The sequence below is a fragment of the Bacteroides gallinarum DSM 18171 = JCM 13658 genome, from assembly GCF_000374365.1.
In the GTDB taxonomy this organism is placed as follows: Bacteria; Bacteroidota; Bacteroidia; order Bacteroidales; family Bacteroidaceae; genus Bacteroides; species Bacteroides gallinarum.
Window position 1 is genome coordinate 1 of record NZ_KB894145.1, and the last position, 15,148, is coordinate 15,148.

General features: G+C 47.8%; 10 protein-coding genes. All 10 read right to left on the reverse strand.

The window, feature by feature from the left end; translation table 11 throughout:
* Window positions 1-185: 185 nt before the first annotated feature.
* A complete protein-coding gene (gene glmM, locus C233_RS0115385; RefSeq protein WP_018668454.1) occupies window positions 186-1,574 on the reverse strand; it encodes a phosphoglucosamine mutase in 1,389 nt (462 codons plus the stop codon).
* Window positions 1,575-1,599: 25 nt separating this feature from the next.
* Window positions 1,600-2,205 (reverse strand): BamK family beta-barrel-assembly machinery protein, encoded by a 606-nt coding sequence (gene bamK / locus C233_RS0115390; protein WP_018668455.1) that lies wholly within the window; start codon window positions 2,203-2,205, stop codon window positions 1,600-1,602.
* A 103-nt stretch (window positions 2,206-2,308) separates the two neighbouring features.
* Window positions 2,309-3,346 (reverse strand): DHH family phosphoesterase, encoded by a 1,038-nt coding sequence (locus C233_RS0115395; RefSeq protein ID WP_018668456.1) that lies wholly within the window; start codon window positions 3,344-3,346, stop codon window positions 2,309-2,311.
* A gap of 100 nt (window positions 3,347-3,446) precedes the next feature.
* The gene (locus C233_RS0115400) at window positions 3,447-5,501 is read right to left on the reverse strand and encodes a ComEC/Rec2 family competence protein (protein ID WP_018668457.1); all 2,055 of its coding nucleotides are present in this window, start codon (window positions 5,499-5,501) and stop codon (window positions 3,447-3,449) included.
* A 51-nt stretch (window positions 5,502-5,552) separates the two neighbouring features.
* On the reverse strand, window positions 5,553-6,203 hold the full coding sequence (rpe, locus tag C233_RS0115405) for a ribulose-phosphate 3-epimerase (RefSeq protein ID WP_018668458.1): 651 nt from the start codon (window positions 6,201-6,203) through the stop codon (window positions 5,553-5,555).
* 70 nt (window positions 6,204-6,273) lie between these two features.
* A complete protein-coding gene (gene fmt, locus C233_RS0115410) occupies window positions 6,274-7,248 on the reverse strand; it encodes a methionyl-tRNA formyltransferase (protein WP_018668459.1) in 975 nt (324 codons plus the stop codon).
* A 17-nt stretch (window positions 7,249-7,265) separates the two neighbouring features.
* Window positions 7,266-9,056, reverse strand: a complete 1,791-nt coding sequence (locus C233_RS0115415; protein WP_018668460.1) for a chloride channel protein — start codon at window positions 9,054-9,056, stop codon at window positions 7,266-7,268.
* Between the two features lie 5 nt (window positions 9,057-9,061).
* On the reverse strand, window positions 9,062-9,625 hold the full coding sequence (locus tag C233_RS0115420; RefSeq protein WP_018668461.1) for an L-threonylcarbamoyladenylate synthase: 564 nt from the start codon (window positions 9,623-9,625) through the stop codon (window positions 9,062-9,064).
* Window positions 9,626-9,953: 328 nt separating this feature from the next.
* Window positions 9,954-12,032 carry a glycoside hydrolase family protein gene (locus C233_RS0115425; RefSeq protein WP_025068957.1) on the reverse strand — a complete coding sequence of 693 codons (2,079 nt, stop codon included), beginning with the start codon at window positions 12,030-12,032 and terminating at the stop codon, window positions 9,954-9,956.
* Window positions 12,033-12,160: 128 nt separating this feature from the next.
* Window positions 12,161-14,749: a glycoside hydrolase family 31 protein gene (locus C233_RS0115430; RefSeq protein ID WP_026314882.1), complete on the reverse strand. Its 2,589-nt coding sequence runs from the start codon at window positions 14,747-14,749 to the stop codon at window positions 12,161-12,163.
* Window positions 14,750-15,148 lie beyond the last annotated feature (399 nt).

A 15,148-nucleotide genomic window follows, 5' to 3' on the forward strand; every position in this document is an offset into this window, starting at 1 on the left:
AATTTCCCCCGTTTTGGCCTTCAAACCTTATTTGCGGGGGAATACCTAAAGATACAAAAAAGCCAGCTAATTCGCAATATTTTGTGTATGAATTAGTTGGCTGATTTTATATTATTTACTGAATGTCCCTAACAAAGAGGGTGCAGTGAATATCACCGCACCCTCCTCTTATCGTTCGTCTTATCTTATTTTGCCAAGTCCTCGATTACTTTCATAATCTGCAGGCCGATTTCTTCGGCAGCCTCCGGTGTGGCGGCTTCGCTATACACACGGATAATCGGCTCGGTGTTGCTCTTACGCAGATGTACCCATTTGTCGGGGAAGTCTATCTTTACACCGTCGATGTCATTGATTTCTTCGTTTTTATAGATTTCCTTTACTTTGGCAAGGATAGCATCGACATCCGTATCCGGTGTCAGGTCTACACGGTTCTTTGCCATGAAATAGGCCGGATAGGTGGCACGCAACTCGCTCACCTTCTTGCCTTCGTGTGCCAGGTGGCTGAGGAACAAGGCGATACCTACCAACGCATCGCGTCCGTAGTGGCTGGCAGGATAAATCACTCCGCCATTGCCTTCACCGCCGATAACGGCGCCTACTTCTTTCATCTTGGTGGTTACGTTTACCTCGCCTACGGCGGAAGCATAATACTCCCGGCCATACTTACGGGTTACGTCACGTAGTGCACGGGTAGAACTCAGGTTGGAAACCGTATTGCCCGGCGTATGTTTCAGCACATAGTCGGCTACGGTAACCAGCGTATATTCCTCGCCGTACATCTTGCCGTCTTCGCAAATCATGGCCAGGCGGTCTACGTCCGGGTCTACCACAAAAGCGACGTCCGCCTTACCGCCTTTCATCAACTCCATGATGTCGCCCAGGTTCTTTTCCAGGGGTTCGGGGTTGTGCTGGAAGTCACCGGTAGGCTCGCAATAGAGTTTCTCTACATGCTGTACTCCGAGCTGCTCCAGCAGTTGCGGCAGGATGATGCCTCCTACGGAGTTCACGCAATCGATAGCCACGCGGAAACCGGCTTTCCTGATAGCTTCCACGTCTACCAAATCGAGTGCCAGCACACTGTCGATATGTTTCTGGTTATAAGTCAAGTCTTTACGGTAAGAGCCGAGCTTATCGACTTCGGCAAAATCGAATTCTTCGGCTTCGGCGATGCGCAGTACTTCGTTGCCTTCTTCCTTATTCAGGAATTCTCCTTCTTCATTGAGAAGTTTCAGTGCATTCCATTGCTTGGGATTGTGGGAAGCTGTCAGGATGATACCGCCGCTGGCGCCTTCCATAGTTACAGCCAGCTCCGTGGTGGGGGTAGAGGCCAAATCGATGTCTACTACATCCCAGCCCATACCCATAAGGGTTCCTACTACTACATTCTTCACCATTTCACCCGAAATGCGGGCATCACGGCCTACTACGATTTTGTTGCTCTTTACGGTGCACGTTTTGCGGATAAGGGTAGCGTATGCCGAAGTAAACTTCACAATGTCGAGCGGATTCAATCCCTCGCCTACACCGCCGCCGATAGTTCCGCGGATTCCAGAGATAGATTTGATTAGAGTCATAGGTTAATAATTTAAATTTGGTTAGTTATTTCCAGATTTGATATTTCCGGATATCGTAATAATAAGGATAGACATATTGCATTGCCGTCTGATGTCCCATTTTGGAAGAGACAATCAGCCTTACATGAGCCCTGTCGCGAACATACGTCAACGGAACCAACCAGCCGGCAGGCACTGTCGGCGAAGAATAGAGGGTCATCATATAACCTTGCAGAAAAGTACCTGCGATGGAGGATGAGGTAACCGTATAGCGAAACGCGTCTACCGTCTCGGCAGCATCGATATTGGACAAGGTAGTGTCTTTGTCGAGGATGCTGTATTCCATAAAACGTACTAATATCTCATCATTGCTTTTTACCGTATCAGCCTCGTTTTCCGACCCTTTATCCACAATCTGCATGTATACTCCGCTGGCAAGCTGCACGAATTCATTCTCATCGACGTTCGTCGTAGAGTCTTGTGCATAAAATTCCGACTGGGAAATAACCTTTATACCCTCTTTTCTGATAAAGTCGTTTATGCCGTCTTTTTCATCTTCCAGCATCTCCGCATAAGTCTTGCTGTCGTCACAGGCTTGAAAACCCAGGGTAAGTGCCAATAAAGACAAAAAGAATAAAGTAAGTTTCTTCATTTCTGTTATTTAGTAATTTCGTACAAAAATATCTGATTTCCTTGAAAATCGAAAGCTGCGGGTAGAAAGTTCGTATCTTTTAACCTTTACTACCGGAGTTTTTTTATCCTTTGGCATTAAGCAGCGGTTTAAATTTTTCCAATGCGAGTTCCAGTACTTCCTTGGCTTCTTCCAGCGTGCCGTAAAACTCTCCGCCGGAGGCATTCAAGTGTCCGCCGCCGTTAAAGAATTCCGCCGCTACCCGGTTACACGGGAAATTTCCTACCGAACGCAGGGATACCTTTATCATCGGTTTTTCCGTATCTTCGCGCAGAAAACAGGAGAACACGACATTCCTGATGCTCAACGGTATATTTACAAAACCCTCGCTATCTCCGCGGATATAGTTGAAGCGGCTCTGCTCTTTCTTGGTGAGCGTAATCAAGGCGGCACGGTGCTCCGGATAGACTTTCATCTGCGACAGCACGTGCCCCATAAGGCGCAAGCGGCTCTCGGAATAGGTATTGTACACTTTCCGGTAGATGTCATCCTTGTCGATACCCTTGGAAAGCAGCTCACTGATGATAAAGTAGATTTCGCGGTTATTGGAGTTGTACGTAAAACCGCCCGTATCGGTCATCATACCGGTATAGATGCACTCCGCCCCTTCCTTGGTAATATCGCTGAAATAACCCATACGGCAAATCAGCCGGAATACGAGCTCCGAAGTGGAAGATATTTCGGGGTGGGAAATGATAATCCTGCAAAAATCTTCCGGGTTCAAATGGTGGTCTATCAGGATTTTCCGTGCCGGAGAGGCCAACACGGCATCCGCCATGGCGTCGATGCGGCCGATAGCATTGAAATCGAGGCAACATATAACATCCGCCTCCGCAATCAGCTTATCGGCAAATTCCTTATAGCGGTCGTACAAAAGTATGTCTTTACCGCCGGGCATCCACCGCAGAAAATCGGGGAAAGCATTGGGAACGATAACATTCACATCCTTGTCCTGCGTATTGAGGAAGTGCCATAATCCCAAAGAAGAACCGATTGCATCCCCGTCGGGAGCCACATGGGCAACAATGACGATTTTATCCGCACGTTCCATCCACTTGGCGAAGTGGTCTATCTTAGATTGCTCTATTACCTTAGTCAACATATGGTTATTTACTATTTTACGGTTTACATTCCGGTACGGGCAGGGTAACTCCGTCCTCCCTTACCGATTGAAAAGGCAAAAGTACGAAAAAGTTTATGATTTATAATAATATACGTACAGAACCTTTTTCAGAAAGAAGCAGATAAGAAATTCCCCGACGGATACATTCGCCAATGATTTTCTCCCGGTAGTAGGCGGAAAGGGACGAATCGATTACCACCGTACCTACTTCGAACAGGGAAGCGAGTTCTCTTATATTACCCTTATACTCTCCGGACACATACAGATAGTCTATGACTATCGGCGTACCGGACGTTTTATTCCGCCAACGGTCATCGCATAGCAAGCAAATACGCTTGCCCGCATAAAAAACGATTTTATTCCGGACGGCGATACCCGGAGCAGAATAATCTCCCGTAACTACGACAGGGCGTTTCAAGCGCAAACGGTTCCAATGAGGAGAAAGGGTGCGTTGCAGGTAGGTGGTATCAGGCAGGCTGTCGGCACATACCAGCCATGAGCAGGAATTATCGGACAGGCAATGCACGGAAGGGCAACCGTGTACATTATAAAAGGCTATGCCGCGCCGGGAAGCATCCGCCACGACCGAATACGAATGATAAGAAACGCAAAGTAACAAACCGGACAAAGCTATATAGGCATTCGTAGCCGTACGCCTTGCCAACGCGCGCCCGAACAGCAAAAGACAGAGGTAAAACAGAAAAACATCCCACGCATCCACCCAGATACGGTCGACAGAGGCGAAAGGAAGTTGCTCTATCCAGCGGAGCATCGTATTCTGCATACGTACCAGATTTTCTGTGACGACTGCAAAGAAATGCTGCAAAACGGGAAAAGGGGTTAGAAACAGTAACACGATAGCCGCATACACAACTAGCGACACCCACGGAATTACCCACAGATTAGTCAAAAGAAAATGGGTGGAGAAACGGGAGAAATAAAGCATGACCAGAGGCGCCGTCCCTATCTGGGCGGCAACGGAAACCGTTATCAATCCCCAAGCTTTCCGCCAAACAGGTTTCTTGACCGGTAACAGCCTATACAGTCCGGGTTGCAACAGCAATATAGCTGCAACTGCCGAAAAAGACAACTGAAACCCTACATCGAACAGCCACACCGGATTGAATACCAACATAAGGAAAGCTGTTGCCCCCAGCGTATTCAGGCTCGGCTTCCGGGAAACCGGGAAAAGGGTGGAAAGCAGCCAGAACGAACACATGACGACGGCACGTACCACAGAAGAGGACAATCCGGTAAGGAACGCAAATCCCCACAGAGAAAGTATTACCGATAAAAGCAGAAACGGTTTCAGAAACCGCCACCGCTTCCACAAGGGGGAAAGGATAAACAGCAACAAGGCGGAGATGAAGCCGATATGCAGCCCTGAAAGCGCCAATACATGACTGGCGCCGGCTACCGAATAAGTTTCGGCTATGTCCTCGCTCAGTTCTTCCTTGTCGCCTACCGTAAGTGCAGAGAGTACGGCAAGCTCATCTCCCCGGAAGCCCGCCCTCCGGTACACATCGACCACCTTATTCCGGCAGTCCAATGCCTGTTGGCGAAAGGTGGAGGAGTTGTCGCGGCCGATTACCCGCCAATGCCCGGCACGTACATAAGCGGTTCCGCTTACTCCTTTCCGGAGAAGGTAACGGGCATAATCGAACTCATCCGGATTGCCATTGTTTGCCGGCGGAAACAAACGGGTATATATCAGCAGTTCATCCCCTCTTGCCAGGGAATGTGCCGCCGAATCTTTTGGGAAATAGAATAAAAAGGTCTTTTCGGAGGAATTGTGCAAGAGTGTATCCCCACGTACTTCTCCTTTCAGGGAAACGCGAAACAGGATACTGTTTTTCCGGATTTCCGGATTCTCCGCAAGAAATACCTGATAGACGGAAGGCTGTCCGGTTTCCGGGAATGTGTATTCCACCTGCTTTAACTGTAAACTTACCAGCGCCCCTCCCAGCACAAAAAGAGAAAGATATACGGCGGCGCCATATAAGCCGCAAAGAGCATAACACCGCCGGCAAAGGGCATACGCCCCAATCAACAGCAGGATTCCGGCTATCCATATACCGGCAGGCAGCGTATAAGGATACTTATCCCCATATACTATTCCACCAACCAACGGCATCAGAAGTCGCAGGAAAGGATGCCGCTGTAAGCCGTCTATTATCAATAAATATTACAGGTTCTTCAAAGCACGGATTGCTGCTACCGGGTCGGGAGCCGAGAAAACGGCATTGCCTGCCACTAAAGCATTGGCGCCGGCCTCTACCAAACGGGCTCCTGTTTCTAAGTTCACACCGCCGTCAACCTCTATCAGGGCTTCCGAACCGGTTACCGTTATCAGTTCGCGCAGCTCGCATACTTTCCGGACAGTATGCTCTATAAATTTCTGGCCGCCGAACCCCGGATTCACTCCCATAAGCAACACCATATAGACGTCGTTTATGATATCCCTCAACATAGCCACAGGGGTAGCCGGGTTGATAGTGACCGCCGGCAGCATTCCCGCTTCGCGGATTTGCTGCACTACCCGGTGCAGGTGCGGGCAGGCTTCATAATGTACATTCATGATACGTGCGCCCAGGGCTTTCACCTCGGGAATGAATTTTTCCGGCTGTACAATCATCAGATGTACGTCCAACGGCTTCTCAGAAAACTTCGCCACATATTTCAACACAGGAAAACCGAAAGAGATGTTGGGAACGAACACGCCGTCCATGATGTCGATATGCACCCAGTCGGCCTCGCTGCCGTTAACCATTTCGATATCGTTTGCCAGATATGCAAAGTTGGCAGACAGTATGGAAGGCGATATTATAGGTTTCATAACAGTTATATTCTAATAAGTTACATGAATTACAACAAACAAATATAGGGAAAAGATTTCAGACCGGTAATCAATGTACCTTATATTCTTCGGTTAACCTGAAACCACGCAGCAATTCGTCGGTTTTCAGCCGTTTCTTGCCGGGAAGCTGCAACGCACGCACATTAATCCAGCCGTCGGCGCCGGCTATACGGATGTATGTCTTGCCGTCGGTCTGCAAAGTCCCGGGAGAAAACCGGTGCGGCTCCTCCACTCTCTCCGTCTCGAAGATTTTCAGCACCACCGCCGTGCCGTCGGGCTGTACCAGTTCCGTCCATGCAGCCGGATAAGGAGACAGGCCACGGATAAAATCATAAATCCGTTTAACAGGCCGGTTCCAATCGATACGGCAAGTATCCTTGAATATTTTGGGAGCCGGGCGCAACTCTCCCACTACAGCCATTTCTTCCTGTGGAATAGGCTTTACCGTGCCGGAAAGAATTGCATCCACCGTCTCCGTTACCAGACGGCCGCCAAGCATCATCAGCTTATCATGTACGATGCCTACATTATCCGTATCGGCAATCGGGATACGAACCTGCTGGATAACTTCGCCCGTATCTATCTCATGTTTCAGGAAGAATGTCGTGATACCCGTCTCCGTATCACCGTTAATCACCGCCCAGTTGATAGGGGCAGCCCCCCGGTATTGCGGCAACAACGAAGCATGCAGGTTGAAAGTACCCAGGCGCGGCATATTCCAAACCACCTCCGGCAGCATTCTGAAAGCCACCACAATCTGTAAATCCGCATTCCAAGCACGCAACGCCCCGACAAATGTTTCATCCTTCAGTTTCTCGGGCTGGAGAAGCGGCAAGCCGTGTTCCAGTGCATACTGTTTCACCGGAGAAAACTGCACTTTATGCCCCCGCCCTGCCGGCTTGTCGGGCATAGTAATCACTCCCACTACATTATATCCGCCTTCTACGAGGCAGCGCAAGGGTTCCACCGCAAATTCGGGAGTACCCATATATACAATCCGTAAATCTTCTTTCTTCATAATCATCTTTTAATCACCCGGTTTTAATCGTCCGAGAAATGTACCAATACCTGGCGGTATGAATTGAATATCTTCGATTTGGAAACAAAGCCGAGGTATTTGCCTTCTTCATCCACCACCGGCAGGTTCCATGCTTTCGTATCGTCGAAGGTACGCATCACCTGTTCCATACTGTCCGTATCGTAAAGGCGCGCCGGCGCGGAGGTCATCAGCTTACCCACCGTAAAACGGTGATACAGCTCCTGCCGGAACATGATATTGCGTATATCATCCAACAGCACGATGCCTATCAGCTTGCCTTCATTATCCGTTACCGGAAATATATTACGGTGCGAAGCGGAGATTGCCTTTACCAGCCCGGCAAGGTCCATTTCGGGATGTACTGCAACGAAATCTTTCTCCACCACATTCTCTACCTTCATCAACGTAAGCACCGCCTTATCCTTGTGATGCGTCAACAGTTCACCCTTTTTAGCCAGACGCATGGAATAGATGCTGTGCGGCTCGAAAACGATAATCGTGAGGTAAGAACTGACCGAGACAATCATCAGCGGAAGGAACAAGTCGTACCCTCCCGTCAACTCGGCAATCAGGAACACTCCCGTAAGCGGTGCGTGCATAACACCACTCATCACTCCCGCCATGCCCATTAAAGCAAAATTCTTTTCGGGCAGGAAAGCGGTAGTCTCGAAATCGTTGCTAAAGTGAGAAAATACGAATCCGGCGATACACCCCAGATACAAAGAAGGCGCAAAGATACCGCCGCAACCGCCACCGCCATTCGTCGCACTCGACGCGAAAACCTTGAACAGGATTATCAGTATCAGGTACAGCAGCAGCAACTGGCCGTGCCCGTAAAAGAAGGAGTTGTTCATCACCGTATCCCATTCCGCATTGCTCGTTCCGTTGAGCAACAGCTCTATCGTATCGTAGCCTTCGCCGTAAAGCGGCGGGAAAAGGAATATCAGGATGCTCAGCATGGAACCGCCCACCAGCAACTTCTTATAAGGAACTTTGAGCCTGCCGAACATGCCTTCTACCGAGTTCATGGCACGGGTAAAATAAAGCGAAACCAGCCCGCAGAAAATCCCCAGCATAATCACATAAGGGATACGTTCCAGTTCAAAAGCCTGGTCGAGATGAAACTTGAACATAGCCTCCGTACCCGTCATGATATAGGAGACGGTTGCCGCCGTCACTGCCGAAATGAGCAACGGAAGCAATGAAGACATAGTCAGGTCTATCATCAGCACTTCCAGCGTAAACACAAGCCCTGCAATCGGCGCTTTAAAGATACCTGCCACAGCACCGGCAGCACCGCATCCCACCAGCAACATCAGTGTACGGTGCTCCATTTTAAACAGACTTCCCAGATTGGAACCAATAGCCGAACCGGTAAGCACAATCGGCGCCTCCGCTCCTACCGAACCGCCGAACCCGATTGTTATGGAACTGGCAATAATGGACGACCACGTATTATGCCGCTTGATACGTCCCTGCCTGCGGGATATGGCATAAAGTATCTTCGTAACGCCGTGGCTGATATCGTCTTTCACCACATAACGTACAAACAGCCCTGCCAGGAAAATGCCTACTACCGGATATACCAAATACTGGAAATTGGCTTCCGTGGTATCGAAATTCTCCGTAAGGAAATTCTGTATCCAGTGTATCAGCATTTTCAATATCAATGCTGCAAATGCCGTAAAAATTCCGACCAGAAAGCTAAGGAGCAGGATAAACTGTTTCTCCTTGACATTCTTCTCACGCCAAATGATAAAGCGCTGCAACCACCCTCTTTCTTCTCCAGTCATCTTTCTTATTCACGGATTATTTTAATCACACCGCCCTTGTCCAGTTTAATGATGCTGGACGGTTTCGGATTACTCATTTCTTCCTGCCGGTAACCTACAATATAGTCCACCGCCGATTTTACCTCTTCGCTGATTTCACCGAAATTTTGCGGTGAAGGTTGCCCGCTGATATTGGCAGAGGTCGAAACGATTGCCTTGCGGAACTGTTGGCAAAGGCGTCTGGAAAATTCTTCATTCGTCACCCTGATACCTACGCTCCCGTCCTCCGCCAGCAAATTCGCCGCCAGATTGCGTGCTCCCGAATAAATGATAGTAAGCGGTTTGTCTGCCAGGTCTATCAAATCCCATGCCACCTCCGGAACATCCCGGACATAAAAATCCACCTTTACGGAAGAATCTACCAGCACAAGCATCACCTTACTGTCCTGGCGCTGCTTTATTTCATATACACGTCGCACCGCATCTTCGTTGGTAGCGTCGCAACCGATTCCCCAAATGGTATCGGTAGGGTATAAAATCACTCCGCCCTCCCGCATTACCTGGCAGGCTTTTTTAATGTCTTCTATCATTTCTTGATGTATAAATACAGTGATTAACACGCAAAAGTAACATTTTTTATTTTACCATTGCCTAATCAAACACTTATTTAATAATCACACCGGGTTCAACCAGCCGAAAACATCCCTCTTTTTCCGCTTAAAACCATTCTCTGGAAATCGGTGGTAACGACACCTTCCTCAGAGGTGGTAAAATCAGAAAAACGGTATCGAAAACAATACAGGCTAACACTTCCTCTGAAGCCCGTTATTCAGGATAATCCTTTTTATCCCGCTTTCATTCATCTTTTTTAGAAAAGATGAATGAAAGGTAACCGGCAAATCAGCCTATCCTGCATATTTACCGCCCGGAAGGATTAAATTTAATCTTATATGTTTTTACCACACCCTTGTTGTCGAATTTTACAATAGCAGTCCCCGAACTCGAAACAGCCTGGGTAATCGCTATTTTTACGTTTTTATCCGTTACCGATGCCGATACCTTGGGAGTTTCAGTCACCCCGGCCGGAAGTTCATAAACGGTTTCGTACAAATCATAACCGGTAACACCGTTGCTTTCAGTAGACCGGACGGGAGTTGCCGGCATTTCCACCGGTTTTCCGTCAACCGTGATATTTATTTCCGGAACAAGCGGACGAACTATCTTTTTCTTATCCGAACTGAACCCTAAACCGGCCAAGTCGAAAAGGTCTTCTCCTCCCTCGCCCTCTGCAACAAGAAATATTGCATGTTTCTTATCCAAGTGGTCTACAAATTCCGATACATTGACTGCAAACTGCGTTATTTCCTGCGCCGAATTATCCGGAACGACTATCTCACCGATTTTCGTCCCTTTCCAAACCTCATTATCCCACGGACCGTCCAACCATACGTTTACCTTGAATGCTTTCCGGGTCTTCGGTGTAAGGAAAAGGTTAAAAGCGGTGTTGTTCCCTTTCCGGGTTCCTTCAAAAGCCTTCAACCCCAACTTATCTTTATCCAATCCGCCGAAACCGAAATATTTATATCCTATTATATTGCCACTCCTTACATTTGTAATAGGGGCATGGTTATTCCAAATATCCCATGCATCCTGCTGAAGACGTACATCAGAAAGATAACACGCAAATCCTGCCGAATAATACCGATAAGGGTCAAGACCGAAAATATGGAAACCTTCCGAAGTTACTTCAGCCCCCTTATACTCATTTCCTCGGGAGTCTTTTGCAGTCCAAATATTATCTTCCGCATACGGGTCGTACCCCCTAATAGAGACTTTTCCACCTTCCGCTACCGGCTTTTCATCCCATTCCACATGAACCGGAGCCACCATAGCCTGGCGCGCATTTCCGAATCCCCGTGGCGAACGGTGATAGAATACATACCACTGCCCATTAATCTGTTCTATACTTCCGTGAGTATTATGACCGGCATTCGATGTCTGTAACCGGGTTCCGTCCTGATTCAACACCGGTGCACGCGAATCTACCAAAACACCTCCGCTTTTCCATGGTCCCAACGGCGAATCGCCATAAGCATAACGCAAGGTAGAATTTGTCATATCCAACCCATATTCGCTACCTGAATATCCGCTGTAAATCGTCACATATTTATTTCCGACCTTACGAATGGAAGAAGCCTCGAAAAAGTTGAATGCCCCGAGCTCCTCTCCTGGGAAAATATGCGGGTACGAAATCGAATCGCGCGTCGAACCGTCTCTACGGCCTGCAGGCATAAAATACGGAATGACTTCCGTTCCGGGACGTACGGAATACATGGTATTCTGGTCTAACTGGGCTGCCAATGAGCGTTGGAATCCCCAATACCCGTATGCCCTGAAACCTATTTCATAATCAGGGTCGTCCGGGTCTGTAACATACTCTATATAAACGGAAGGGTCGAATCCCATAATACTCCCGGGCAAAGTCTTTGTCCCGTCAGCCGTCAAATTGACAGGGGTAAAAGGACCGTCGGGACGCTCCCCTTTGGCAACCATCGCTTCCCTATTTCTGCCACGGCTGTGAGGAAACAGATAATACTCCTTTTTACCATTTTTCCTTTTCACCTCAACAAGGTCGGGTGCATACATCACGTCCCATTTTCCCTCTACCTGATAAGTAAAGATAGGACCTTCGTCACGCCAACTGGACAAGTCCTCCACAGGCGCCGACCACATTCTTATGTCAGCCCCACAATAACTGCCGAAACGGACATCATGCGACCCGATGATATAAGCGCGGAACTTTCCGGGATTATCGGGGTCTTCAAAAACACGCGGTTCCCCGTCGGGCAAATGTTCCCACAAAGGCAGATACGGATTGCCCGCTCCCCGATAAATAAATTTAGAAACGTCCGGCCGACCGTTGCCAGCCACTGCTTTTGTCGCCATAAATCCGCATATAGCCAGAAATAAAAGTAATAGTACCGATTTGTTTTTCATGATTAATCAAAATGTAAATAATGTGTCGCAAATGTACGCTATCACCTATCTACCGGTTCAACAATCATGTTACACATTTATTTCCTGTTGTTACATTATCGGCTAAATAAGTTTAAAATACCGGTAAACTACTTAACCGGCAATCGAATATTCATTTCCTTTCCCTGATATGCCACCGTTTTTTCCATAAACGGGCTTATGATACGGAAAGTCCTGTTCGCCTGCATACCGGGATATTCCCCCTGCCTTTCCCCTATCGTCAATATCCGTTCGCTATCATCCCATTTAAACACGATATTGCTATACGCGCCGCATTCATAATTATAGTTGTCGCCCTCATCCTCGTACAAAGTGAATGAGGCATCCTCACCCGGATAAATATGTATATCCAACGGAGCGCCGGGGTTTTCGGAGGCATATTGTTTGGGCATTCCCATAGGGAGAATAGTCCCCCCCTTTACAAACACCGGAATCCTGTCTATCGAAACCGGAACATCTACATATTGCCCTCCCTTGTATTTCTCACCGTTCCAAAAATCCACCCAGCCTGCAGCGTGTTCAGGAAGATAAGTCCTCCACTTCCGCACATTGCCCTGAGTTACGGGGTTAATCAATAAAGATTTTCCAAACATATATTCATTCCGCTGTTCCAGAGCCTCCTTGTCTTGCGAAAAATCAAAAACCAGCGGACGCATGAAAGTGCCTCCCCGATAAGAAACCGATGCAGCGTGTGAATATATGTATGGCAACAAACGATAACGCAACTCCAGAAACTCGGTAACGACACGTTCCACCTCTTTTCCATACCGCCACGGTTCCGTCTGGCTCATATAACCGTGAACACGCATCAGCGGAAGGAAAGTTCCGGCTTGTATCCAACGCAACATAAGTTCCTGATAATCTTTATTCGTATACTGGTCACCCGGACGGAAAAAGCCACCCGCATCATACGTCCACCAGGGCAGGCCGGTCGCCATTTGCCCCAACCCGCCAGCTATTTGCCGGCGGAGCGTTTCCCAGTCATTGCCCACATCGCCCGACCATGTTACCGCACCATACCGTTGCATACCCGAAAAAGCGCTTCGGGTCAATATCATGGCACGCCGTTCCGCATCATCTTTCCGCAAACCCTCGTAAACAGTCTTATTCACAAAAAGCGGATATACATTACGATAGAACTCACCCGGTACTTTTCCGTTATTTACCCGGCGGTTCAACAAATCGTCATTCTCCGGCTCCGTGGCATCCTGCCACCATGCATCGATTTTATAAGGCTTCAATAAGTTGCTGCTAAAGTTACGCCAATAAAACGCAGCGGCGGCAGGATTGAAAAAGTCAATCCAGTCAGTACCGGGAATATAAAATCCCCTTGCCTCCATTTGTTTTCCGAGTACCGACTGCTTATCTACTTTAGACCAGACAGACAGCATCAAACGGATATTCATATTATGCAGTTCAAGAACCATTTCAGCTGGATTCGGATATTTGTCTTCATCAAATTGCATGGCGTTCCACCCATACTTACCCCACCATTGCCAATCTTGCACAATCACATCCACCGGAAGTTTTCGTTTCCTGAACTCATGTGCATTTTCCAATAATTCCGCCTGTGTGTTATAGCGTTCCCGGCAATGGATATAGCCCAATGCCCAAAGCGGCAACATAGGCGCTTCGCCTGTCAACTGCCGGTAACCGGCTATTACCTCATCGGCATTTCCAGAAAACACGGTATAATCCAGCGATTGCGCCACCGGCGAACGGAAAACCGTCTCATCGTTTACCTGCCGCCAATACAATACAGGAGCATCCTCCTGTACACCCTGTACCTCGACAGTATGTTCTCCCTTCGACAAATTTACGATAACAGAAGTCGTAGGCGGAAGCCATAGATTATTGACATCGACAATCTTATTTCCGTCGATAGCCATATAATACTTGCGTGCCATACGTTGCCCCACATCCAGCAACAACCCGTACTGCCCGGCGGCAGGAACGCTAAAGGTCGCTGTAAACGATTTGAAAAGACGAGTTTCACGCTTATTCCCCTTCGTACTTGTTGCGTCTACCGTAACAGCCTGCCCGTCTGCCTTTGCAGGTATCAGCTTTACAGCCTCATCGGCAGGATTGAATTCCGTCAAGCCATAGTTATTCCACAATATACCATATCCCTTATTAGAAAGAACGAAAGGAATTGCGATTTGGGTATTTACCTGTGTCAGACGCCTGGGCAGCCCCCGTACATTCAAATAACCGTCTTGAAACTGTCCCGTACCAAACAAGTACTCATCGGCAGGCGATAAGAAACGCTGTTCCGCCATAAAGGTCGGCTCGCCTTGAATCGTAGAATTCTGCAACAAACGACCTCCTTCCTTTTCCTGCAAGATAATTTGCCCGACGGCATCGGTAAAAGTCAGCATACGACGCTGTTTATCAAAAACGACATTAATCTTATCAAGCGAAAGCTTTAGCGACTTATCATCCTCTTTTACCTTATATATAGGCGAACCCACTTTTTCCGTATAAATCAGTTCCTCCGCCGCAACAGCCTCTGTCTTGGCAAACCGTACACGAACCGCACTCCGACTAAGCGGTTGTAGAGAAAGCTTTCCTCCAGGCAACTCGATAGTTACGCCGCAGTTTTCAGAAAGACTGTTTTGAGCAAAAGCCGTAAAACACCCCACCAAGCATACAAATAAAGAAAACACTATTCTTGTCATATTCCATATTTTTTAATTCCGCACTCAATATCTACCGGTAAAATGCAGAATAATATTGACATAAACAAACAATCCGCTTATATTCATATCATTCCGACTATATCCATAAACAGTACGATTCGAGCCTCATCCCAACCCGGTCATAATAATTATAGCCGACCTATATTCGCATTATCACCGATGAACCGCCCCCAATATACACTATATTCAATAAAACAGGTATTTCATAGCTTCCGAATATTAACGTAAAGCATTACGTAGTTTTAACCAAAATTAAGAAGAGCCCGTTCTAAACCATAAAAACAAAAAAACTTCATCCGAACACAGCAATTATTCCCCTCTCATTTTTTCATATCCTGAAACATAACTCACGAAAAATACGTATCTTTGCCCGAGTTT

What these genes read in the sequence shown, in the direction of transcription:
- glmM (WP_018668454.1), bottom strand. Translation starts at nt 1,574, where the DNA reads ATGACTCTAATCAAATCTATCTCTGGAATCCGCGGAACTATCGGCGGC.
- bamK (WP_018668455.1), bottom strand. Translation starts at nt 2,205, where the DNA reads ATGAAGAAACTTACTTTATTCTTTTTGTCTTTATTGGCACTTACCCTG.
- C233_RS0115395 (WP_018668456.1), bottom strand. Translation starts at nt 3,346, where the DNA reads ATGTTGACTAAGGTAATAGAGCAATCTAAGATAGACCACTTCGCCAAG.
- C233_RS0115400 (WP_018668457.1), bottom strand. Translation starts at nt 5,501, where the DNA reads ATGCCGTTGGTTGGTGGAATAGTATATGGGGATAAGTATCCTTATACG.
- rpe (WP_018668458.1), bottom strand. Translation starts at nt 6,203, where the DNA reads ATGAAACCTATAATATCGCCTTCCATACTGTCTGCCAACTTTGCATAT.
- fmt (WP_018668459.1), bottom strand. Translation starts at nt 7,248, where the DNA reads ATGATTATGAAGAAAGAAGATTTACGGATTGTATATATGGGTACTCCC.
- C233_RS0115415 (WP_018668460.1), bottom strand. Translation starts at nt 9,056, where the DNA reads ATGACTGGAGAAGAAAGAGGGTGGTTGCAGCGCTTTATCATTTGGCGT.
- C233_RS0115420 (WP_018668461.1), bottom strand. Translation starts at nt 9,625, where the DNA reads ATGATAGAAGACATTAAAAAAGCCTGCCAGGTAATGCGGGAGGGCGGA.
- C233_RS0115425 (WP_025068957.1), bottom strand. Translation starts at nt 12,032, where the DNA reads ATGAAAAACAAATCGGTACTATTACTTTTATTTCTGGCTATATGCGGA.
- C233_RS0115430 (WP_026314882.1), bottom strand. Translation starts at nt 14,749, where the DNA reads ATGACAAGAATAGTGTTTTCTTTATTTGTATGCTTGGTGGGGTGTTTT.